This is a genomic window from Segatella oris (assembly GCF_900637655.1).
GTDB classification, from domain to species: domain Bacteria; phylum Bacteroidota; class Bacteroidia; order Bacteroidales; family Bacteroidaceae; genus Prevotella; species Prevotella oris.
Window position 1 is genome coordinate 1,859,423 of record NZ_LR134384.1, and the last position, 23,088, is coordinate 1,882,510.

Sequence of the window (23,088 nt, forward strand, 5' to 3'; positions counted from 1 at the left end):
TCTTGCGGAATTAGCACATCGGTAGTGCGCGAGCTTCCCAAGCTTGAAAGGCGGGTTCGACTCCCGTATTCCGCTCAAATATCCCTCATAATTTAACGCTTCTCATTTGTTAAATTATTAAAAGCTGTTGTTTATTTATTCTTTATTTCAAACAACATAACGCTTCTTTTCGTATATTTGCAAGCATAATATAGTATTGGATGCTTATGAGGAACGTTATCCTGCTACTTTACCTATTCATCATGTCCACGGTTGTCTATGCACGACACAATGAAGAATTGAGTATCAACGGCAATCGGGCAGACAAGAATGTCATAGAAATCAGCTTCGAAGACTCTGCGGTTATCCTCCATTGGAGCGACAACACGACAACAAGTAACAAGATAGCTGATACAATGACTAAGCTTGCTTGCGTGGAAGGAATAGACAAAGCACATATTGCTTCAATAAGCGGCATCTACGAAAAAGAAATCCTTATCAGTGGCACAAAGCCTGGAACATCCATTAATATCTATGACATTGCAGGCAATAGGCTGCAAAACATTCTTTCTGTCAGCCCAACAACACCAATTGATATCAGCCACTTTAATACTGGTATCTATCTAATTCAAGACAAAAATACAGTTATCAAATTCGTGAAGAGGTAGCTCTAATAATTCAAACTATAGCTTCTGCCCTATTTTTTTGAAAAAAAACATTCTTTTATTTGGCTGTTTGATGAAAAGAATGTACCTTTGCACACGCAATTCGGAATTATATCTTCCGTGACAATATCGAATGCACCCTTAGCTCAGTTGGTAGAGCAACTGACTCTTAATCAGTGGGTCTAGGGTTCGAATCCCTAAGGGTGTACATTTGATAGACGTTGATAAATTGCACTTGCACCCTTAGCTCAGTTGGTAGAGCAACTGACTCTTAATCAGTGGGTCTAGGGTTCGAATCCCTAAGGGTGTACAAAGAGAGTTGGTCTTCCACCTCTCTTTTTTTCTTTATAGGCAAAATATCTTTTGCAATCAACAAGTAGCTAACTCTTGATTCTGTAAATATTACGGTCTACTTTTTAACACTTCAAGCTTCTATCATCTACAGAAAAAAAGCGGAAAATATAGGTTTACACATCAACATCATGGAAATCTAAATACAACATAACGTATGAAAAATCATAATATGACGCAAAATGCGTGGCAATTTAATGCTAAATACACTGTAATCAGCATCAAACGACACAGCAATCTAAGGCAGATTGTGCTGTAATCTGATGCTAATTACAGCACTTTTGAATATGATCTTATTTCACATTTTGCCTTCACTTCTATAATATTCTGATATTCAAGCTATTACAATATCCTAAAATACAGCACGTATTTCGAGCAAGGATGAGCTTCATTTCAAATACGCGAGTATAACGAAGGCTATTGTAAATATCCTTGAAGAAAATTAACCTATATTCCGCTTCATTGCATTATAACGCTCCAACAATGCTTAAAGAAGAACAAACTGAAATCAACTGAAAAACAATAAGCATCAAAGCGGTTCGTTTCTCACCTTTAAAAGCATCGGGATATGACGGCTTAAAAGTAACCGTTGAAAGCAAAAAGGATGTGTTATAAAATGCTATTAAATCCATTCTGCATTGAGATTAGCCCCCACTTGTTTTGTCCTGTCACCCTATAAAATCTCTGTCGCTTTGATATATATAAGAAAAAGTCATTACCTTTGTAGTCTAATGATAATTTAACATGAGAACCATTATTACTTTATTCTTTTGCCTCATCGCTGTCATTTCATCAGCCAATCCTATTGATAACCTTTTAGAACGGATTGATAAAGGGGCAAGCAAGAAGTTCAAAACCGAACTTATCCAAAGTCCTACTGACTTCTTTGAATTGTCACAAGAGGGAAATCGCATTGTCATTAAAGGCAATACGTGGGTGAATATTGCTGTGGGGCTAAACTGGTATCTTAAATATTACGCCAGTATTCACCTTACTTGGAATAACATGAACACGCATCTGCCGGCCTCACTCCCAAGGGTTACAAGTCCCGAACGCCACAAAACCGACCTCAAACTGCGCTATGATTTCAATTATTGTACTTTTTCTTATTCCATGGCTTTCTGGGATTGGAAACGCTGGCAGACGGAAATCGACTGGATAGCACTGCATGGTGTCAACCTCCCTTTAGCCATTGTGGGCGAAGAAGGAGAGTGTAAAGTAAACTGTGTCAGGCTACAATAAGAAACAGTCTTATACAGTTTATTTTTTATGGACAACAAAGAATTTGATTACAAGAGAGCTGCTGAACAGCTTTGTAAGGGTGAACCATTATTTAGTAAGGATGGTGCTTTGGCACCAATGTTGGAGCGTATTTAAATGCTGCTCTTGAAGGTGAGATGGATGCCCATCTCACTTCTGAAGAGCGTTCACAAGGCAATCGCCGTAATGGTAAAATGCCTAAGCAAGTACAAACTTGTTATGGTGCGGTCATTGTTGAGACACCTCGTGACCGTGACGGTTCCTTTGAACCGCAGACCGTCAAAAAGTGCGAGACAATCCTTGCAGAAGGTATGGCGGATCAGATTATAAACATGTATGCTTTTGGTACAAGTACCCGCGATATCAGCAAGTATTTTGAGCGTGAGTTTGATATCAGACTATCTGCAGAGACCATCAGTTCCATCACAGACAGAGTACTGCCGGAAATCAAGGCATGGCGTTCACGAATGCTTGACCCTGTATACGCAATATGCTGGCTGGATACCATCCATTATAAGGTGAAGGACGAAACCGGACGTGCGGTCTCACGCGCCATTTACAACGTCTTAGGCATCAACAAGGAAGGCCACAAGGAACTTCTTGGTATGTATATCTCCAAGAGTGAAGGTGCAAACTTCTGGTTAGAGGTTCTAAGTGACCTTCAAAACAGAGGTGTTCAGGATATATTGATATGCTGTATTGATGGTCTGAAAGGCTTCCCTGATGCTATACAGAGCGTATTCCCCAATACAAGTGTCCAACTCTGTATTGTCCATCAAATACGTAACTCTATCAAGTACGTTGGCAGTAAGCATCAAAAGGAGTTCCTCCGTGACCTTAAGACAGTATACGGTGCCGTTAGCAAAGAGACTGTAGAAACACAGTTAGACACACTCGAGAGCAAGTGGGGGAAATGTATCCCATCGTCATAAAATCATGGCGTGACAACTGGGAACGCCTCACGGAATACTTCCGGTATACACCTGCGATACATAAGCTGATATACACCACCAACACGGTTGAAGGCTACCATAGACAAGTACGTAAGGCAACAAAGAACAAAGGCGTCTTCCCATCCGATACTTCTCCCGAAAAGCTTGTGTATCCGGCATACCGGAACATACGTGAGAAGTGGACTATGCCACTTGCCAACTGGTCTCAGATATCACAGCAATTAGCAATAAAATTTGGAGAACGTTTTGAAATCATGTAACTTTACCTCGGAAGAAAGGTTCCTCATTTGGATGACACGATTAGAAATCGTGTCATCCAAAATGAGATGAAATATGAAGGATTAGAGCCTTGACACTGTTGAAATTACACAACTGTGATTAGGTTTGCATAACAAAAGTCTTTTATTCTATTTATCTTTTTGTTCATCCTCTTTTCACATGAAGGTACATAATTCTTTCTTGACGTGTAATTCCATTCATATTACCGTGCAACTTGATGCAAGTTACACAGTGATTTGATGCTAATTACAGCGTCTTTAGAAATAACTTGCGCAGCCCTTTGAACCAGAATGCATCACATCTTGACAGACAACAATTTGAAACTACAAGAACACAAAGCTCAATTGGAGTGAGGAAGAGTTTTTCACTCAATACAGACCGTTTCGAGATGTTGGCACGTTAAGCCCCTAAAAGAAACAATAAGAAGGAATAGACAGATGATTATTAAAGAGAGAAGTTGACTTATCATTAAATAAAAAAGAGAGGATATACAATTTCTTTATGCAAATCCTCTCCCTGCAACAAAGTAATAAATAATCGCTTAATAGCTTCTTGCTATGATGACACGACATTTAGCCGGCTTCCCGGAAACCATGTCAACACCCTCTGTCTGCTCATAATCAAAAGGCACACAACGAATGGTCGCCTGCGTGTCTTCCTTGATTTTGGCTTCTGTCTCAGCTGTACCATCCCAATGACAAAGGAAGAAACCGCCATCTTTCACACGCTCTTTGAACTCATCATAATTGTCACATTCGTAGACATGAGCATCACGATAAGCACGTGCTTTCTCAAACAAATTAGCCTGAATATCATCAAGAAGCGTCGTAACTCGCTCTACTATACCATCAAAACTTACACTTTCTTTCTCAAGCGTATCACGGCGCATGATTTCAATAGTGTTGTTTTCAAGGTCGCGCCCTCCCATGACGAGACGTACAGGTATGCCTTTCAACTCATAGTCTGCAAACTTAAATCCTGGGCGTTTGTTGTCTGAATCATCGTATTTCACACTGATGCCAAGCTCCTCAAGCTTATTGATGACAGGCTGCAACTTGTTGCTGATAGCCTTGAGTTGGTCGTCACCTTTGTAAATTGGAATTATGACAACTTGGATTGGAGCAAGTTTCGGTGGCAGCACAAGACCATTGTCGTCGCTATGCACCATAATGAGAGCGCCCATCAAACGGGTGCTGACCCCCCAAGAAGTTGCCCATACATATTCGGGCTTATTCTCTTTATTCAAGAACGTAACATCAAAGCTCTTGGCAAAGTTCTGACCGAGGAAATGGCTCGTTCCACTTTGCAATGCCTTCCCGTCCTGCATCATCGCTTCTATGGTATAGGTATCAAGTGCACCGGCAAAGCGTTCAGTCTCACTCTTTACTCCCTGAAAAACAGGCACTGCCATCCATTTCTCTGCAAAGTCAGCATATACCTTCAGCATCTTCTGAGCCTCCACTTCAGCCTCCTCCCGTGTAGCATGTGCTGTGTGACCTTCCTGCCAAAGGAATTCAGAAGTGCGCAGGAAAGGACGCGTACGCATTTCCCAGCGCATCACATTACACCATTGGTTACACATAATGGGCAGGTCTCTCCATGAATGAATCCAACCTTTATAAGTATTCCAGATGATAGTTTCTGACGTAGGACGGATAATCAATTCTTCCTCAAGCTTAGCTGAAGGATCAACCACAACACAGTTTCCTTCTTCACTTGATTTAAGGCGATAGTGAGTAACAACAGCGCATTCCTTGGCAAACCCCTTTACATGTTCAGCTTCCCTGCTGAGGAAACTCTTCGGTATTAACAGTGGAAAATAAGCATTCTGCACACCGGTTTTCTTGAATTCTTTGTCAAGCTGTGCCTGCATCTTTTCCCAAATAGCGTAACCGTAGGGCTTAATGACCATACAACCACGCACAGGACTCTGCTCTGCCAATTCAGCCTTGACTACCAAATCATTATACCACTGGCTGTAATTCTCAGCCCTTTTGGTAAGTTGCTTTAGTTCTTTTGCCATTATACTAATCTTTTTTCTTTAATCCGTATACATTGAAAAGTTTTAGGGAAACCCCTATTATGAATAGGTTATTTCCACTTTTTATGTCGTAAATATAGTGTAAATTTGCTGCAAAATTACAAAAAATAGTTGGTATTCAGCATATAATGTTGGAAAAACGACTATCTTTGCAGAAAATAAGTAACGAATTAAAGAAAGAGAAATTATGAAGAATTTGAAAATGGCAACAGTGGGACTCTGCGTTCTCTCTGTTTGCAGTTGTAGCACAAAACAAGGTACAGGCACGCTGATTGGTGCCGGTGGTGGAAGTGTTTTAGGTGCTATCGTTGGCAAGATTGCAGGAAACACAGCCGTAGGTGCAGCTATTGGTGGTGCCGTTGGCGCCGGTGCCGGTGCTTTGATTGGCCGACACATGGATAAAGTTGCAGCTCAAGCTGCCCAGATACGGAATGCAAAAGTTGAAGAAGTGACTGATGCAAACGGACTGAAAGCAGTCAAAGTTACTTTCGATAGTGGAATTCTCTTTGCAACAAATCAGGCAACACTCACTTCATCTTCAAAGAATGATTTGGCTAAATTTTCAAAAGTGCTGAAGGATAACAGTGATTGCCATGTAGATATCTATGGGCATACCGATACGACAGGCAATGATGGCATCAACATACCTCTAAGTAACAGACGTGCAGAGAGTGTTGTTAACTATCTTAAGCAATGTGGTGTTTCAGGCTCACAGTTCCAGAATGTTGTTGGAAAAGGTAGTGCTGAGCCTGTTGCAGACAACTCTACTGCTGCTGGCCGCAAGCAAAATCGCCGCGTAGAAGTTTATCTGTATGCTTCTCAGGCAATGGTAAATGCCGCCAAGAACGGCTCACTTTCAGAATAATCTGATTAAAACAATTTCATATCGGGAGTACACTGCCAAAACAGTGTGCCCCCATTTTTGCATTAATGAAAACCATAATCTGGAAAATTATCAGGTGGGGTTTTGCCCTGTTCTTTGCCTCTTCGATATTCGCAGTGGTTATTCTCCGCTTTGTTCCCGTATATTTCACTCCACTTATGTTTATCCGTTGCTTCCAACAAGTAGGCAATGGAGAGAGTATGACACTACATCATCATTGGATACCGCTTGAAGAAATCTCTCCTCATCTGCCTGTTGCTGTCATGGCAAGTGAAGATCAACGTTTTCTATTACATCATGGTTTTGATTACAATGCCATTCAGAAGGCGGCAAAACAGAATTTGAAAAGTGGAAAACAGAAAATGGGGGCAAGCACCATTAGCCAGCAAACAGCAAAGAACGTGTTCCTTTGGCCCGGTCGCTCTTGGACGCGAAAAGGTTTTGAAGTCTATTTTACGGCACTTATAGAACTGCTATGGAGCAAGCAACGCATTATGGAAGTTTACCTGAACTCCATAGAAATGGGCAACGGCATCTATGGGGCAGACGCTGTGGCTGAATATAATTTTGGGAAGAAAGCTGTCGATTTATCACGTGCAGATTGCGCCACTATAGCAGCTACATTGCCTAATCCCCGAAAGTTCAGCAGTAAGAATCCAGGCCCTTATGTCATTAAACGAAGAGGGCAGATTATGGCCAACATGCGTTTCATTCCCAGTTTTCCAAAAGAAGGAGAAGATTATAACCCTCACACTGCTGCAGGTGGTGTATATGCTCATTAATTAGCATGGATTTTGAATTAAACGAAGGACAGCGCGCTGCTGTCGAATATTGTGACGGGCCACAGTTAGTCATTGCTGGTGCAGGTTCAGGCAAAACGCGTGTACTCACCTATAAGATTGCTTATCTTATTGATGAGAAGCAGTTTGAACCATGGAGTATCTTGGCTTTAACCTTTACAAATAAGGCTGCGAATGAGATGCGTAGTCGTATTGGCAAGGTCGTGGGGCAGGACCGTACACACTATCTCTATATGGGTACATTCCATAGTATCTTTTCTCGTATCTTGCGCATCGAAGCTGAAAAGTTGGGCTATACCAAGCAATTTACAATATATGATGAAGCAGACAGTCGTTCGCTTTTGAAGAACATTATCAAGGAGATGAAACTGGATGATAAGGTGTATAAGCCTGCAGGTGTTCATGCAAAGATCAGTATGGCAAAGAACCATCTCATTCTTCCCGACTTATATGCCCAAGACCAAGCTGCCTTGAAGCGAGATTATCATAACCATCAACCAGAGATTTACAAAATCTATCAGACCTATCAACAACGTTGTCAGAAGGCCAATGCCATGGACTTTGACGATTTGCTTGTGCTTACTTGGCGACTCTTCAAAGAGCATGATGACATTCGAAAGAAATATGCCGAGCGGTTCAAGTATGTGTTGGTTGATGAGTATCAAGATACCAACTTTGTGCAGCAGTGTATCGTTCTGCAGCTTACTCAAGAGCATCGTCGTGTGTGTGTGGTTGGGGATGACGCCCAAAGTATCTATGGCTTCCGCGGTGCCAATATTGATAACATCCTCGATTTTCAAAAGATTTATCCCGAAACCCGGCTTTTCAAGTTAGAGCAAAACTATCGTTCTACTCAGCATATTGTGCAGGCAGCGAACAGTTTGATACAGCATAATAAACGACAAATTCCAAAAGATGTCTTCAGTTGCAACGATAAGGGGGAAAGATTAATCCTGCGCCCTGTCTACAGTGATAAGGAAGAAGCTGCAGTTGTTTGCCGTTATATTAAACGGCTTAAGCAGAAAGAAGATTTCAATTATGATAGCTATGCGATATTATATCGCACTAATTCCCAGAGCCGAAGTTTTGAAGAAGAGATGCGAAGGCAGAGCATACCTTATCGGATTTTCGGTGGTATGAGTTTCTATCAGCGCAAAGAGATTAAAGACATTCTGGCCTATTTCCGTATGGTTGCCAACCCTGAAGACGAGGAAGCAATCAGGAGAATCATCAATTATCCAACGCGAGGTATCGGTGATACAACGGTTGCAAAGATTGCAGCATGTGCTCAAGCAAACGATGTCAGCTTTTGGCAAATTGTCAATTCTCCTGTGAAATATGGACTGAATGTAACCAATAGCACTGTCAACAAATTACGTTCATTTGCCGAACTCATCTCTTCTTTCATTGAAAAATCAGCCTCAACGGATGCTTACCAATTAGGAACAGCCATTATTCAAGAGAGTAAAATCAATGCAGATATATTTTCATCCAACGATCCGGAAGCACTCTCTCGACAGGAAAATGTTGAAGAATTCCTCAGTGGTCTGCAGGATTTTGTTGAAGGAAGACGCGAAGAAGGCCAGGAAGAGTATACAGGGCTGACAGACTTTCTGCAAGAAGTTTCATTGCTTACCGATGTAGAAAGTGACGATGACAAAGACGGAAATAAGGTTAGTCTGATGACAATTCATTCAGCAAAAGGATTAGAGTTCCCCGTGGTTTTCATTGTAGGGATGGAAGAAAACATATTCCCCAGCCCTATGTCTACAAATAATCCACGCGAGCTTGAAGAAGAAAGGCGCTTGCTTTATGTGGCGATTACGCGTGCAGAGAAGTATTGCATCTTGACTTGTGCAAAGAACAGATGGCGTTTTGGCAAGTTGGAATTCGGTGCTCCAAGCCGTTTCTTACATGATATTGATCCGTCTTTCCTGCGGATTGAAAATGACAACTTAACTGATGATATCCTTTTCAAAAACTCTATTCCAAAGTCTGCAAAGCCGACTACCGGTATCCACTCAAGTCCTTTGCGCCCTGTAAGAGTGGGATCAATCGTGCCCAAGTCAATATCAAAAGAACCGAGCAAGACTCCTGTCTCGACTCCCGATGGATTGCACGTTGGCTGTATCATAGAACATCAGCGTTTCGGTATGGGCACTGTTATCAATCTTGAAGGGGAAGGAGAAAATCAGAAAGCCACCGTAACGTTCAAGAATACCGGCCAGAAAGTGCTTTTATTGAAGTTTGCCCGATACACGATTATTGAATAACGTTTGACAAAGGAAAGCCGACTACAGAGCAGAGAAAGTCTCACATGCAATATCCATCTTTCTTCTGCGTTAATCAAATAGATATGAAAGCAAGAATTTATTTGATAGTCCTCTTCTTTGTCTCTGTGTTTCATCTGCAAGCACAGAACTTCACGCTTCATGGCACAATCCTCGATACAGCAGGCAAACCGATTGAATTTGTAACTATCAGCAGCCAGGGAAAAGTAGTGTTTTCTTCATTGAAAGGAACTTTTTCCATGACTCTTCAAAGCACAGATTCTGTAGTCGTGAAGTTCTCTATGATTGGCTTCAAGACCAAGACCCGTGTATTGCGAAATCCCAAAGGCACACAAAAACTTATCATTTCGCTTGCCGAAAGCGAAAATACGCTTGGCACTGTTGACGTGAAAGGGCAAAAAATACAAACCGGACAGAACCAACAACTGAAACAAGAAGACCTGCAAAACATCCATGCGGCCAATGGAAATGCCGTTGAAAAGCTGGTGCAGATGCAAGCAGGCGTCTCTACCCACAGCGAACTTTCATCCCAATATAATGTCCGTGGCGGCGCATTTGACGAGAACAGCGTGTATATTAACGGCAATGAGATTTACCGTCCTTTCTTGGTTCGGAGCGGACAGCAAGAAGGATTGTCAGCTATCAATCCATATATGGTTGAGAAAATTGATTTCTCAACCGGAGGCTTCGCAGCTAAATATGGCGATCGAATGTCTTCTTCATTAGACATCACCTATAAGCAGCCCAAAGCCTTTGAAGCTACTATAGCCGCAAGCTTGATGTCGGCCGATGCGTATATCGGTTTTGGGAACAGCAAATTTTCATGGACCAATAGTTTCCGTTACAAGACCACTCGCAATCTGTTAGGGTCTTTGGAAACCACAGGAGAATATAAACCACGCTTTTTGGACTATCAGACTTATCTGCACTATGCCCCTGACCAGCGATGGACTATCGACGTTATTGGAAACATCAACCTAAGCCATTACGATTTCTACCCTACTTCAAGGGAAACGAGTTTCGGCACATTAAAGAACGTGAAATCGTTTCGTGTGTATTTCGACGGCCAGGAAAAGGATATTTTCAAAACCTATCTTGCCTCGGTTTCCCTAAGCCGTCATTTCGGAAAAAACACCCAACTTTCACTCATAGCCTCTGCTTTCAAAACCCATGAAAGAGAACAATATGATATTCAAGGGCAGTACTGGCTCACGCAAACCGAAACCAATAAAAACTTAGGCGTAGGCACTTATTTTGAACATGCACGCAACTATCTGAATACACATGTTGAGGCTTTAAAGCTGATGTTAAAGCATAAGACGGCGAAACACAACGTTGAGACGGCCCTATATTTCAAGAGAGAGCATATCGAAGCCAACAGCAACGAATATGAAATGCGCGACTCAAGCGGCTACAGCATACCGCACACGGGGAAAGAGCTCAATCTTATCTACTCGCTGCGCGCACAAAACAAGATTGATGCCAATCGCATTGAGAGTTATATTCAAGACACCTGGCACTTTGCAAGCAAGAGAGAGCACACCCATTTCACCCTAAACTACGGCATCCGTATGAGCCACTGGAGTTTCAATCGGGAAACCATCGTTTCGCCACGCCTGTCTTTAGGGATTGTTCCCGCATTCAATTCAAATGTTACCTTCCGCTTGGCTACAGGTCTTTACTATCAAGCTCCATTCTTCAAAGAACTGCGCGACACAACCACGATAAACCATATCACAGTGGCAAAGCTCAATAACAAGATACGCAGCCAGCGTTCCATTCATTTCATTGCAGGTTTTGATTATCAGTTCAAAATGGGCACACGCCCTTTCAAATTCACAGCTGAAGCCTATTATAAAATCCTCGGAAATCTCATTCCCTACTCTGTAAACAACGTGAAAGTGGTATATTATGGAACGAATGATGCCAAGGGACATACTGCAGGCATTGATTTCAAACTCTATGGAGAGTTTGTACCCAACACGAATTCATGGGTGAGTCTGTCGCTGATGAACACGCAGATGCGCTTCCACGGCATGGACATTCCATTGCCTACCGACCAGCGTTACGCCTTGAATATGTTTTTCACAGACTATTTCCCGGGCACTGACAAATGGAAAATGACCTTGGCCATGAGCTATGCAGACGGACTTCCCTTCTCTACTCCGCACGATGAACTCGGCAGGAATTCCTTCCGTGCACCGGCTTACAGGCGTGTTGACCTTGGCATGAGCTATCGTCTGCTTGACAACACAAAGAAAGCTAAGCCCATTATAAAGAATGTATGGCTCGGATTAGAATGTCTGAACCTCTTTGGCATCAACAATGTCAACAGCTATTACTGGATTACCGATGTCAGAAATGTGCAATATGCCGTACCCAATTACCTTACAGGGCGACTGCTAAATGCCCGCGTGACGATGGATTTATAAATATTCGGACCTTTCGGCCATGGCCGAAAGTCAGTTTTCGTCGTTTTTTGTTCATCGGCCATGGCCGAAAGCCAATTTTCAACGTTTTTCGTTCGTCGGCCACGGCCGAAACGCATTTTTTGTCATTTTCTGCATTTCGGCCACGGCCGAAACTCAGAATTTATCTGTTTTTGATTTTCCGTCGCGGCGGAAACACTGTTTTTCTCATTTTTTGCTTTTCAGCCGCGGCGGAAATGAAATTTTTGCTGTTTTTTACTCGTCCGCCGCGGCGGAAAGCCTATTTTCAGCATTTTCTCGCTTTCAGCCGTGGATGACGAACTATTTCCATGAAAATTGATGATTTACCCCTGTATTTGAACAGCTTTTTCTGAAAATCGACAATTTACTATCGTATTTGGATAGTCTTTCTTGAAAATCTGCAATTTACTATCGTATCTGAACAGATTTTTCTGAAAATTGATGATTTACTCCCGTATCTGAGTGTTTTTTTCCCGAAAATCGATAATATCCTCTCATATCTGGGTTATTTTCCTTAAGCTTCGTCAAGGCTCAACTGCACATCCGGAATTGGAGCATTAGCACTCTCTTTGGCGCCTAAAGCCTTGAGGTCATTAGCCTTTTGCACGATGCTCTGACGGCCTGTATAAGCTTTTTTGTAGGCTTCGTCGTAGTCTTTATGCAAAGTTTCGATATCCTTTCCAACTTTATCAAAGCGCTTTACGAAATCACCAACGCGCCGCAGCATTTCATCAGCAAGATCAAACACGCGCTTTTGGTTCTCGGTCTGTGCATACTGCCGCCATGCAATCTGTATAATCTTCAGGATTGCCATGAGGTTCTGCTGACTTGTTATAAAGACATGCTTCTCAAAAGCATCATGCCAAAGCTTGGGATCTGTCAACAAGGCCAATTGCAAAGCTCCCTCATAAGGCACATACATAATCACGAAATCTATGGCGCGACGCGGTGCCTTGATATACGAACTATAGTCTTTCTTGGCCAAAGAATTGAACTGCGAGCGAATGCTTCTCACTACATCATCTGCATATTTCTTCTTGACAACCTCCTCTTCTGCATTCATATAGTTGGCATAAGCATCGATGGTCATCTTTGAGTCGATGATAACATCCTCGTTATTAGGGTAATGCAGGATGACATCGGGTATCATCTTCCTGCCGCTATCTTCATTCATCAAGACGTTTCCTTTGTCATCTGTCAGCGTCTGTTGAATGTCATAGTCAATTCCCAAGCGCAGTCCCTGGCTGTCGAGCAGGTTCATCAGCGTAAGTTCTCCCCAATTGCCCTGCACCTTATTAGCCCCTTGCATGACATTCGTCAAACGCGTAGCAGAGGCATCTATCTTGGCTGTCTGCTCGGCCATAGACTTTAATTGTTCAGAAAGAGAAGCCGTATTTTTGGCCGTTTCATTATTCGTCTTATCAATAGCCAGCTGTAACTGTTCGATATTCTGTTTCAAAGGCTGTGTGATATGTGCTATCGACTCTACATTATCTGTCTTCAACTTCAGTGAAGTCTGTTCCAGAATTTTTGTCGCAAGGTTTTGAAACTGTTCCTGAACAGTTTCCAACTGCTGAGCGAACTGCTCCTGCCTAAGCTTCTGTTCACGTGAATTCTGCTCATCACGCAACACAGTTTCACGCTCATATTGCTCCTTAAGATGTTCTATATCCTTCTGATGCTGCTGCTTTTCTGCTTCTAATTGCGTCTGAAGATTAGCATTAGCCAACTTATTTTCATTCATCTTATTATTCAGAATGAAATATGAACCACCTGCACCCAAAAGAATTCCCACGAATATATATACCACTATCATATACTTGTAATTTTTAATTGAACACGATTTAGCAATAAACGCTGCACTATTCCCCGTACTGCCAGATATAGGATAAATGCCAACCAAAGTGCATGATTACCCAGCAAAGCTGATAATGAGAAATAAACGACAAAGAAACTGACCGCTGAAAGAAAGGAAGATATCAGCATATAGCGCGTCATGGTGGCCCCAATATAAATACCATCAAGTACAAATGCAAGGAAACCTGCCAAAGGAATGAACACCACCCAATAGAAATAAACTTCTGATGTGGCAAGCACACTACTGCTGTCGGTAATCAATTGCAGGAAAAGTCTTCCCCCGCCTATATATATAATGGTGGCAACAAGTGCTATTCCGATGCCCCATCTCAACAGACGGGAAGTAAAAAGACTGAATGACGGCAAGTCCTTCGCTCCATAACTCTTACCACATAAAGCCTCTGCTGCAAAGGCAAAGCCATCCATTACGTAGGAAAACATAGTAAAGAATGTCATCAGCAATGTGTTTGCAGAAAGGATAAGATCCCCTTGCCGTGCCCCTAAAGAGGTGAAAGACAAATTAACTGCAACCAAAAAGAGCGTACGAAGAAAGATATCTCTATTGACTAAAAACAAGCCTTTCCATTTCACAGGAGAGTGTAAAACAGTAGACTTCGTCTTCAATTCTACTATCTGCCTAAAGGCAAACCAGATTCCCAATAAAGCCCCACTCCATTGTGCAATGACTGTTCCTAAAGCCACTCCTTCTATTTTCATGCCGAGAACGATAACGAAGAAAAGGCTTAAAATGATATTGACCACATTCTGAAACAAGGCTATCATCATGGGAATACGCGTATTCTGAAGTCCGACAAACCAACCATTGAGCGCATAGAGAGCCAACATAGCAGGTGCTCCCCAAATACAAATGGAAAAATAAATGCGTGTGAGTCGCATCACCGATGACGATGGGTGCATCAGCCAAAGTGAAAATTCACACAAGGGAAACTGTAATATTATAAAGAGAAAACCTATTGAAAGCGCGATATACATAGAACGACGGAGCACTTGCAGCACAGCTTTATAATCTTTGCGCCCCAATGCCTGAGAAGCCATACCGCTATTTCCCATACGGAGGAAACCGAAAATCCAATAGATAACATTGAATATCATAGAACCAACAGCAATGGCTCCGATATACGTTTCCGACCCAATATGCCCTACAATAGCAAGGTCTACAAGGCCTAAAAGCGGCACTGTTATATTGGAAACAATGGAAGGAAGCGCCAATTTCAAGATTGCATTGTCTGTCACATTCATAGCTACAAAAGTAGTATAAAAAAGAAAGATAACAAAGGAAATAAAAAGAAAAAGGAGAATGTCTCACGACAAACTCCTTTCATAATTCTTACTAAAACTTAATTAATCACTAAAATAAATACTTTATTTAAGTTTAATTGCGACTCGGCCTGGATTTGCTTCGAGTTACTACTCACTACAAAGAGTGTGTAATTTCAGCTTCTCTCCAAACCGATGGATTCAGAAAAGTAATTGTGATACCTTAGAAGCGGTAGCCTAATGTCAACAGCAACTGATGACGTTTATTGTTTACCTTAGTTGCCGTAGCAATATTGTCTTCATTAGAAGGCGTTTTGCCCTCATAATAGTTAGCAAACGGGAAGTATTCTCCATTCTGTGCACTATACTGATAAGCAAGATCTACATTGAAGTTCTTATGAGCATATCCAACACCGCATGTAATGCGATTTGTAGCTTTCCAGTTCACAAAACTCGTTGAACTGGCATAATAAGAACCTGGGGAAGCGATTGTCCCGTTCTTTGCACCATTCTCATTAAACATGGCACTCAGGTAATTATAACCTAAACGAACTGACCATTCAGGCATAACCTTAAATTCAGCACCTAACTTCAGCGTATGAACACCTTTCAAAGTTTCTTGGGTATGCGCATTCATTGCTTTGTCTTTATGGCTGCTTTCATAGTAAGTACCATACCAGTTATCATAATAGCCTCCATCCTTGATACGCGTACTCATTGCACTATAATCCGCATATTCATATGTTGCTCCCAATGCAACAACATTATTGATCGTATGACCAAGGCTCAAACCGAATTTCCACGGGGTGTCAACTCTGAAATCATAAGACTCATGTGTAGGCACAGATGTAGTTCCATCAGTCATTGTAGAATAATTCGAAGTTGTCAAATCATACCATGTCGGCGTATTCATATACACACCTACACGAAATGCATTCGCATCAAATGGACGGAAAATTGCACCAAACTTGACATCATAACCAGTACCGGTAATCTCTCTGTTATCATTCAAAGTCAAACCAGGAATTTTATCTGCGTTGGCAACAAAGTTCTCGGTATATTCCGAATGATTGCGATAATGCACGTCATGCAAGCCAATTGTCATACCCAAATAAATACGATTGTTGATATTCCCGCTCAAACTGACATCATATTCGCCGATATAACCCATGTTCTCTTCATTATAAAGATAACCTGTAGCAGGATAATTATAATATTTTCCTGCGTTCTTATTATAAAGAAGATTATCCATATAAAGCCCGTCTATCTGGTTATATGTCATGCTTTTCTTGTCCGTAAAAACTTTATTACGATACTTCTGATAAGTCAATTTGTTCTGTGAAGCATTATTCAACGTGTTGGCTGCACCCAAAATCTGGTCGAAGTTGCGGCTCTTATGGTAATTAAAACCTATATTGAAACCTGAATTAGAACTTTTATTGAGCACATATACAAAACCTATCTGATCAAAACTGGCATTCGTTTTACCTAACGAATTGAACTTGGTTGCATCCTGCAGACTGACCAATCCGAAAGATAAATCGACCTTTGACTTACGGAACAAGCCGACACCTGCAGGGTTTGTACTCATCGTTGAGACATCAGCACCGAGTGCTTCCATAGCGCCACCCATACCAACATAACGGGCCGTACCATTCAAATCATTATCAACGAGTCTTGTGTTCTCATATGTTTCCTGAGCCATTGCAGACATGCCACATAGGGAGAGCACTGCAACGGAAATATATAACCTTTTCATAAGCTGTATTCTTTTTATTTTCATTACATGTTATCTACGACCTCCAAACGATCCACCTGAATGGAAACCACCGCCACCGGAGAAGCCACCACCAGAGTTACCGCCTGAGAAACCTCCGCCGGAATGCACACTTCCTCCAAAGGAAGAGCCTGAGTCGAAACCTCCTGAATTATAAGAACGACTTGGAACCGGATTATATGATTCGCGCGGAGGATTGTTGTTGTAAGAGCGTGAAGGTATTCCATTGTTACCAGTATTGTAAGAACGACTGCCTTCTACACTGCGAGAACCGCCAAACATACCGCTATTGCCAACACGAACTCCTGGAGCAGACGCACCGACAGAACGGCTTGTTCTTGCACTGACACGCGAACCTCCGAAAGTTCCTCTTGGGAATGATGAAGACTCTGCAGTATAACTATGGTTCATTGTGCCTGTCGGACGACTATAACTTACGTAGCCGCCATAATAAGGATAGCCGTAGTAGCCACCATAATACCATGGACTATACCAGCCTCCATACCAACCGGCATAACCGTAGTAAGGATATCTATAGCCATAATAACCACCATAGTACCATGGATCATACCATGGATCGTAGAACGGATCATACCAACCATAGCGCCAACGAGCGCCATATCCCCAATAAGGACCAAAGCCCCAAGAATAACTGTAATACCAAGGATCATAGTAACCATCCCAACGACTCATGCGACGAGTATATCTATAATCGTCATCATTGACCATAGTTTCGTAGTATTTTCCGACAAATGTCGTATCAATATACGTAGAATCAGGATAGACGCCATTACCCTTCGTGAACTGGACGATGTCGTTTCCTTTGTCGTCAGTACCTATTTTCTGATAATGGCTCCAATACTTTCCACGACGATTATACTCGTCTACATTACGGTCACTACCCGAATAATAAGTTGACTTCTCAACAACGGAGCTGGTTTCCGAACTCTTTTTCGGCGTGAAATAGAGGTCGTCGTCCTGTGCCATTATAGATAACGGCAACGCTCCTGCAAGGACTGTCATGAGAACAAGTTTTTTCATATGATTACTTTCTATTTTGTTTTACATTCTTTTTCTGATACAAAAATATCTATTCTTTTATTGCAAAAATAAGGAAATTCCCTAATCTGCAATAGGTTTTTCCCTATTTTTATATATATTTGCACTAAAATTAAGCAACATTATGAAGTATCTTGAAATAGATTTTTCGATAGAATGCGCCCCGGAGGTTATCGAGGACGCACGTGCATTGCTTGCCGACGCAGCCGGAGATGCAGGCTGTGAGTCGTTTGAAGACACGCCAAACGGACTAAAAGCCTTTGCACAGACCGACAATTGGAACGAAGAACAGATTGCAAAAGCTATTGACGATTTTCTTATTCCTGATGTAAACATCAGCTATACCATAAAGAATGCCGATGATAAAGACTGGAATAAAGAATGGGAAGAACAGGGATTTGAGCCTATCAATATTGACGACAAACTTCTGATTTGCGATGCAAAAAAGAGCCTTCCAGACACTAAAGATAAAAATATTGACCATATTTTCATTGATGCCAAGTTAGCTTTTGGCACCGGTACTCATGAGACAACCCGCATGATTGCTTCTACCCTATTGCATCTCGACCTCAAAGACAAACGCATACTTGATTGCGGTTGCGGAACGGGTATATTGGGAATTATTGCTGCAAAGTATGGTGCAAAGGCCGTTGTCAGTTATGATATAGATGAATGGAGCGTTGAAAACTCACAGCACAACATTGCAATTAACAATGTTGAGAATATTGAAATTTATCATGGCGACGCCCATGTGCTGAACCATATCTCGGGAGTTTTCGACATTGTTACAGCCAATATCAACCGCAATATCATCCTTAATGACATTGCTACATTCAAAAGTGTCATGAAGAAGGATAGCCTTTTAATCCTCAGCGGGTTTTATCAAGCCGATATTCCCATTATCTTAGAGCATGCAAAAGCATTGGGAATGGAAGAATATGGACGAAAGAACGACAACGATTGGGCTTGTTTAATCCTGACAACATAAGGAAACTTTCATAAGAACTCCAGTTGAATTACACCCTTTCTTTTGTAAACTTTATTGCCCATTTTTAACACATCAGAAGGTTATCAACCAGAGGAAAAAGAATAAGAAAATGGACTTTAGTTCACATTTTTGCAGGAGTCAGTGTGGGGTTTGATACAGAATGCGCTGTAATTTGATGCAGATTGCATGGCTATTTGACTCAAAACACACCATAATATAATATAGATTACAAGGTAATCAGACGCAAAACACAGTGCTTTTTTACATTATTTTCATCCCTGTTTTGCACATACTTCTATAACATTCTGACTATCAAAGGATTGCAAACTATTAGAAAACAAGCAATATTTGAAGTGAAAAGACCTTTTATTTTAAATATCCAAACTGAATAATGGATATTGTAAAGTTCCTTGAAAAGATTTAACATATAATTCGCTATCAAGCAAATCAGAAACCATTTCAACTGTAATACAACAGACTTAAAAGTGACTGACTACCACAAAGAAAACTAAATAAACTGCTTAAAAGTGTTAATTAGACACTCACAACATGAAAAATACCCTTAAGAAAGATACAAGTTATCAAGAAAAGTTGTAATTTTACACCAAAATATTAATTCACCTATAATAATCACTCATGTTTATGAGACACTTAAAAGGAATATTATTCGGAGCAGGAATGGCGACCATTCTGTTCTCTGCATGTGGCACTAAGGAGAATGCCCAGCTGACTGTATCAGGTCTTAACCCAACAGCTTTTGATTCAACAATCAATGGGAAGAAGACCGAGTTGATCACACTTACCAATCACAATGGCATGGAAGTTTGCCTGACAAACTACGGAGGGCGCGTGGTTTCGATTTCAGTGCCCGACAGAAACAGCAAACCTACCGATGTTGTTTTAGGCTATGATAACATTGCACAATATGCTGATACCGTGAATTCTCCTTCAGATTACGGTTCAACTGTCGGTCGCTATGCCAATCGAATTAAGGATGCCAAGCTGACAGTCGACGGTAAAGAATACAAACTAAAAGCCAATGATAATGCAAATTGCCTTCATGGTGGGGGCAACAGTGGCTGGATTCACCAAATCTATGACGTGAAAGAGAAGACCGACTCGTCGGTAGTCTTTGCCATTACTGCTAAGGACGGAGAGAACGGTTTCCCTGGAACGGTCAAGGCTACTGCCACATATACTGTAAAAAGTAACAATACGCTCGACATTGTTTTCGAAGCTACCACCGACAAGGAAACAGTCGTCAACATGACCAACCATTGCTATTTTAACCTTAATGGCGACCTTTCCAATGAAGGCTTCAATCAGGTGATGTATATCAATGCCGATAAGTTTACTCCAAGTGATAAGTTCTATATCCCTACAGGAGAAATCAAAAATGTGGCTGGCACACCGATGGATTTCCGCAAACCTTCTGTCATCAGTGAGAAATACGATACCACTTTTGACCAGATCAAGAATGCAACGGGCTATGACCACAACTGGTGTCTGAACACCTATAAAGATAACAAAGGTGACGACAAAACTGTTGCAGCAAGCCTATATTCGCCAAAAACAGGCATCAGACTTGAAGTATTCACGAACGAACCTGGGCTTCAGGTATACACAGGCAACTTTCAAGGAACGGGGATTGCCTGTAAGCATGGCGTGAAATACCCCAAACACGTAAGCGTCTGCTTTGAAAGTCAGAAATATCCAGACTCTCCTACTAAGATCAAAGCAAAGACAAAAGGTTGGGAAATATCCAATCCTTATCTCAAACCAGGCGAAAAATACTACAGTCATTTGGCCTACAGGTTTTCCACATCAGAAACTCTTGAAAAATAATCTCATAACAAAAACCTAATAACAAATAAAATGAATAGTATTTCAGAAGCGATAAGTCAGTCGGGATTTAAATCCATCGACTTGATTATTCTCGTACTTTATCTTGTGCTGCTCGTTAGTCTTGGTCTTTTTCTCAGCCGCAATAAGGGAGGAAAAGAGAAGAGTGCCAACGACTACTTCCTTGCAGGCAACACGCTTACTTGGTGGGCTGTAGGTGCTTCATTGATTGCAGCCAACATTTCAGCAGAACAGTTTATCGGCATGTCGGGAACAGGTTTTCGCGACGGTATTGCCATTGCAGCCTACGAAGTAATGGCTGCTGTGACTTTAGTTGTCATTGGAAAGTTCCTTTTACCGGTGATGCTCGACCGCAAGATCTTTACAATTCCACAGTTTCTCCGTGAGCGTTACAATGATGGTGTAGGATTGGCGTTCTCCATTTTGTGGCTTTTCCTCTATGTATTTGTCAACCTCACTTCCGTGGCATGGCTTGGAGCATTGGCTATCGAGCAGATACTTGGTCTTCAAGGGCTATCCGTAAATATCTTCGGATTAACCATTTCCATGCGTATGCTGATTATTCTCTGTCTGTTTATCATTGCCGGTCTATATTCAATCTACGGTGGTTTGGCTTCTGTAGCATGGACTGATGTGATGCAGGTGACCTTCCTCGTCGGTGGTGGTTTAATTACTGCATACGTTGCTCTGAGCGAAATGGGCAAAGTGTTCGGCACAGATGCACTCGGCGCTTTAAGTCGCGTATATGCTGACCTGACGACAGGCACCCATGCAAATGATGTGCATTTCCACCTTGTCATTCAAGAAAGCCACAACGTGAACGCGTTCGAAAACGTACCGGGTATAGCTGCTGTTGTCGGCGGCGTATGGCTGACGAACTTAGGATATTGGGGATTTAATCAATATATCATTCAGAAAGGACTTGCAGCCAAGAGCATTGATGAAGCGAAGAAGGGTTTGGTCTTTGCTGGCTTCCTGAAGATTTTAATTCCATTCATCGTAGTATTGCCCGGCATCTGCGCCTACTATATCATGCAGGATCCGCAAGCTTTCTCAAGCATTCATCTTGCAGGCAGCATCAACAGAGCCGACGACGCTTATCCCTGGTTAATCAGAAACTTCACCCCGACAGGCATTAAAGGTCTCAGTTTCGCTGCTTTAGCTGCTGCGATCATTTCTTCATTGGCTTCCATGTTCAACTCTACTTCTACCCTTTTCACCATGGATATCTACAAAAAATATATCAATAAGGATGCAAAGGACAAGACATTGGTAAGCGTAGGCCGAATGGTTGCTGTGGGGGCACTGCTCATTGCCTTGGTTGCCGTAGAGCCTTTATTGGGCGGACTTGACCAAGCCTTCCAATATATTCAGGAATATTCAGGCTTCATCTATCCTGGAATTATCGTAGTTTTTGGCTTAGGGCTTCTCTGGAAACGTGCATCTTCCACAGCTGCTGTATGGACAGCCATCCTCACAATACCTATGGGCGTTTTGTTCAAAATACTGCTGCCGAATGTTGCATTCCAGTTCCGTGCAGGCTACATCTTCATCATTTTGTTCACATTCTTCGTTACTGTCACTTACCTTGACAAGAAGTATATCCGGTGTGAACTCCCTTCAGAAGCTGACCAGAAACAGATGCTGTTATGGGCTAAAGTTTTAGGGTTTGCCGGAGTGTTGATGATAATTGCAGCAGCTGTCGTCACTATTCTCGGTGTAATCAACCCTGGCGGCAATCCTGACACAAGTGTTATAGCCTACCTGAACGATATCGGTTTCCAAGCCTTTTTCTTCTTCGGAGTGCTCACCGGCTCATCAGCTGTCTGGCTTTACAGTAACTCTAAAGATAGCGTTCAAGACGTCAAGGCCCTGCCAATAAACCTGAAGCTCTTTGCAACCAACAGGGAATATACTTTAGGAACATGTGGCATTGTCCTTATTACTTTCCTCCTGTATGCCCTTCTGTGGTAAGGAGAATGTCGTAGGAACCTCATTTATAAAATTCGAGAATTCGGGGTAAGAATTAAGTTCGATAGGGGCAAGGGAGTAAAAAAGGTTTGTCCGAGGTCTCGGATGAACGAAAAACTGAAAAAAAACAGCTTTCCGAGGCCTCGGACGAACAAAAAACTGGAAAAAACGGCTTTCCGAGGCCTCGGACGAACGAAAAATGGGGAAAAATGGCTTTCCAACCCCTTGGATGAACAAAAAATAGGAAAAAATGGTTCTCCAACCCCTTGGATGAGCAAAAAATGGAAAAAAAATAGCTTTCCAACCCCTTAGATGAGCAAAAAATGGAAAAGATGGCTTTCCA

The 23,088-nt window shown here is 41.9% G+C and carries 14 protein-coding genes, 3 tRNA genes and 2 pseudogenes; 14 read left to right on the plus strand and 5 right to left on the minus strand.

Annotated features, from left to right (window positions below):
• Positions 1 to 4: 4 nt before the first annotated feature.
• The 6 genes and pseudogenes from EL210_RS07775 (at position 5) to EL210_RS07800 (ending at position 3,468) form a co-directional block, all read left to right on the plus strand.
• Positions 5 to 75, plus strand: a tRNA-Gly gene (locus EL210_RS07775).
• Positions 76 to 206: 131 nt separating this feature from the next.
• The gene (locus EL210_RS07780) at positions 207 to 647 is read left to right on the plus strand and encodes a T9SS type A sorting domain-containing protein (protein ID WP_232000301.1); all 441 of its coding nucleotides are present in this window, start codon (positions 207 to 209) and stop codon (positions 645 to 647) included.
• Positions 648 to 779: 132 nt separating this feature from the next.
• A tRNA-Lys gene (locus EL210_RS07785) sits at positions 780 to 852 on the plus strand.
• A 29-nt stretch (positions 853 to 881) separates the two neighbouring features.
• A tRNA-Lys gene (locus EL210_RS07790) sits at positions 882 to 954 on the plus strand.
• A gap of 785 nt (positions 955 to 1,739) precedes the next feature.
• Positions 1,740 to 2,201, plus strand: a pseudogene (locus EL210_RS07795) (alpha-N-acetylglucosaminidase N-terminal domain-containing protein); the annotation flags it as partial.
• Positions 2,202 to 2,392: 191 nt separating this feature from the next.
• Positions 2,393 to 3,468 (plus strand): annotated as a pseudogene (locus EL210_RS07800) (IS256 family transposase).
• 560 nt (positions 3,469 to 4,028) lie between these two features.
• Here the strand turns inward: EL210_RS07800 and proS are convergent.
• Positions 4,029 to 5,510, minus strand: a complete 1,482-nt coding sequence (gene proS / locus EL210_RS07805) for a proline--tRNA ligase (RefSeq protein WP_018920365.1) — start codon at positions 5,508 to 5,510, stop codon at positions 4,029 to 4,031.
• 205 nt (positions 5,511 to 5,715) lie between these two features.
• Between proS and EL210_RS07810 the strand changes: the two genes are divergently transcribed.
• The 5 genes from EL210_RS07810 to EL210_RS07830 all read left to right on the plus strand — a co-directional run bounded on the left by EL210_RS07810 (position 5,716) and on the right by EL210_RS07830 (position 12,271).
• Positions 5,716 to 6,393 carry an OmpA family protein gene (locus tag EL210_RS07810; protein ID WP_004376333.1) on the plus strand — a complete coding sequence of 226 codons (678 nt, stop codon included), beginning with the start codon at positions 5,716 to 5,718 and terminating at the stop codon, positions 6,391 to 6,393.
• 65 nt (positions 6,394 to 6,458) lie between these two features.
• Entirely contained in the window at positions 6,459 to 7,193 is a 735-nt protein-coding gene (mtgA, locus tag EL210_RS07815) for a monofunctional biosynthetic peptidoglycan transglycosylase (RefSeq protein WP_004375063.1), read from the plus strand.
• A gap of 5 nt (positions 7,194 to 7,198) precedes the next feature.
• On the plus strand, positions 7,199 to 9,484 hold the full coding sequence (locus EL210_RS07820) for an ATP-dependent helicase (protein WP_018920366.1): 2,286 nt from the start codon (positions 7,199 to 7,201) through the stop codon (positions 9,482 to 9,484).
• A gap of 83 nt (positions 9,485 to 9,567) precedes the next feature.
• Positions 9,568 to 11,934 (plus strand): TonB-dependent receptor, encoded by a 2,367-nt coding sequence (locus EL210_RS07825; protein WP_018920367.1) that lies wholly within the window; start codon positions 9,568 to 9,570, stop codon positions 11,932 to 11,934.
• A 19-nt stretch (positions 11,935 to 11,953) separates the two neighbouring features.
• Complete coding sequence (locus tag EL210_RS07830; protein WP_126370222.1) at positions 11,954 to 12,271, plus strand: hypothetical protein; 318 nt, start codon at positions 11,954 to 11,956, stop codon at positions 12,269 to 12,271.
• 195 nt (positions 12,272 to 12,466) lie between these two features.
• Here EL210_RS07830 and EL210_RS07835 read toward each other — a convergent pair whose 3' ends face one another.
• From EL210_RS07835 to EL210_RS07850, 4 genes are all read right to left on the minus strand, one after another.
• Positions 12,467 to 13,768, minus strand: a complete 1,302-nt coding sequence (locus EL210_RS07835) for a DNA recombination protein RmuC (RefSeq protein ID WP_018920368.1) — start codon at positions 13,766 to 13,768, stop codon at positions 12,467 to 12,469.
• Complete coding sequence (locus tag EL210_RS07840) at positions 13,765 to 15,069, minus strand: MATE family efflux transporter (RefSeq protein WP_018920369.1); 1,305 nt, start codon at positions 15,067 to 15,069, stop codon at positions 13,765 to 13,767. Before EL210_RS07840 ends, EL210_RS07835 begins: the two co-directional genes overlap by 4 nt.
• Positions 15,070 to 15,310: 241 nt before the next feature.
• Complete coding sequence (locus EL210_RS07845; protein WP_025879723.1) at positions 15,311 to 16,846, minus strand: OmpP1/FadL family transporter; 1,536 nt, start codon at positions 16,844 to 16,846, stop codon at positions 15,311 to 15,313.
• A gap of 30 nt (positions 16,847 to 16,876) precedes the next feature.
• Positions 16,877 to 17,905, minus strand: a complete 1,029-nt coding sequence (locus tag EL210_RS07850) for a hypothetical protein (protein ID WP_025879722.1) — start codon at positions 17,903 to 17,905, stop codon at positions 16,877 to 16,879.
• Between the two features lie 142 nt (positions 17,906 to 18,047).
• Here EL210_RS07850 and prmA point away from each other — a divergent pair, with 142 nt between their 5' ends.
• The 3 genes from prmA (at position 18,048) to EL210_RS07865 (ending at position 22,748) form a co-directional block, all read left to right on the plus strand.
• On the plus strand, positions 18,048 to 18,911 hold the full coding sequence (prmA, locus tag EL210_RS07855; RefSeq protein ID WP_018920372.1) for a 50S ribosomal protein L11 methyltransferase: 864 nt from the start codon (positions 18,048 to 18,050) through the stop codon (positions 18,909 to 18,911).
• Between the two features lie 642 nt (positions 18,912 to 19,553).
• Complete coding sequence (locus EL210_RS07860) at positions 19,554 to 20,756, plus strand: aldose epimerase family protein (protein ID WP_025879721.1); 1,203 nt, start codon at positions 19,554 to 19,556, stop codon at positions 20,754 to 20,756.
• Between the two features lie 30 nt (positions 20,757 to 20,786).
• Positions 20,787 to 22,748, plus strand: a complete 1,962-nt coding sequence (locus EL210_RS07865; RefSeq protein ID WP_018920374.1) for a sodium/sugar symporter — start codon at positions 20,787 to 20,789, stop codon at positions 22,746 to 22,748.
• Positions 22,749 to 23,088 lie beyond the last annotated feature (340 nt).

Bases quoted from the DNA above. Each gene is read 5' to 3' on its own strand.
- EL210_RS07780 (WP_232000301.1), top strand. From the start codon at position 207: ATGAGGAACGTTATCCTGCTACTTTACCTATTCATCATGTCCACGGTT.
- proS (WP_018920365.1), bottom strand. From the start codon at position 5,510: ATGGCAAAAGAACTAAAGCAACTTACCAAAAGGGCTGAGAATTACAGC.
- EL210_RS07810 (WP_004376333.1), top strand. From the start codon at position 5,716: ATGAAGAATTTGAAAATGGCAACAGTGGGACTCTGCGTTCTCTCTGTT.
- mtgA (WP_004375063.1), top strand. From the start codon at position 6,459: ATGAAAACCATAATCTGGAAAATTATCAGGTGGGGTTTTGCCCTGTTC.
- EL210_RS07820 (WP_018920366.1), top strand. From the start codon at position 7,199: ATGGATTTTGAATTAAACGAAGGACAGCGCGCTGCTGTCGAATATTGT.
- EL210_RS07825 (WP_018920367.1), top strand. From the start codon at position 9,568: ATGAAAGCAAGAATTTATTTGATAGTCCTCTTCTTTGTCTCTGTGTTT.
- EL210_RS07830 (WP_126370222.1), top strand. From the start codon at position 11,954: ATGGCCGAAAGTCAGTTTTCGTCGTTTTTTGTTCATCGGCCATGGCCG.
- EL210_RS07835 (WP_018920368.1), bottom strand. From the start codon at position 13,768: ATGATAGTGGTATATATATTCGTGGGAATTCTTTTGGGTGCAGGTGGT.
- EL210_RS07840 (WP_018920369.1), bottom strand. From the start codon at position 15,069: ATGAATGTGACAGACAATGCAATCTTGAAATTGGCGCTTCCTTCCATT.
- EL210_RS07845 (WP_025879723.1), bottom strand. From the start codon at position 16,846: ATGAAAAGGTTATATATTTCCGTTGCAGTGCTCTCCCTATGTGGCATG.
- EL210_RS07850 (WP_025879722.1), bottom strand. From the start codon at position 17,905: ATGAAAAAACTTGTTCTCATGACAGTCCTTGCAGGAGCGTTGCCGTTA.
- prmA (WP_018920372.1), top strand. From the start codon at position 18,048: ATGAAGTATCTTGAAATAGATTTTTCGATAGAATGCGCCCCGGAGGTT.
- EL210_RS07860 (WP_025879721.1), top strand. From the start codon at position 19,554: ATGAGACACTTAAAAGGAATATTATTCGGAGCAGGAATGGCGACCATT.
- EL210_RS07865 (WP_018920374.1), top strand. From the start codon at position 20,787: ATGAATAGTATTTCAGAAGCGATAAGTCAGTCGGGATTTAAATCCATC.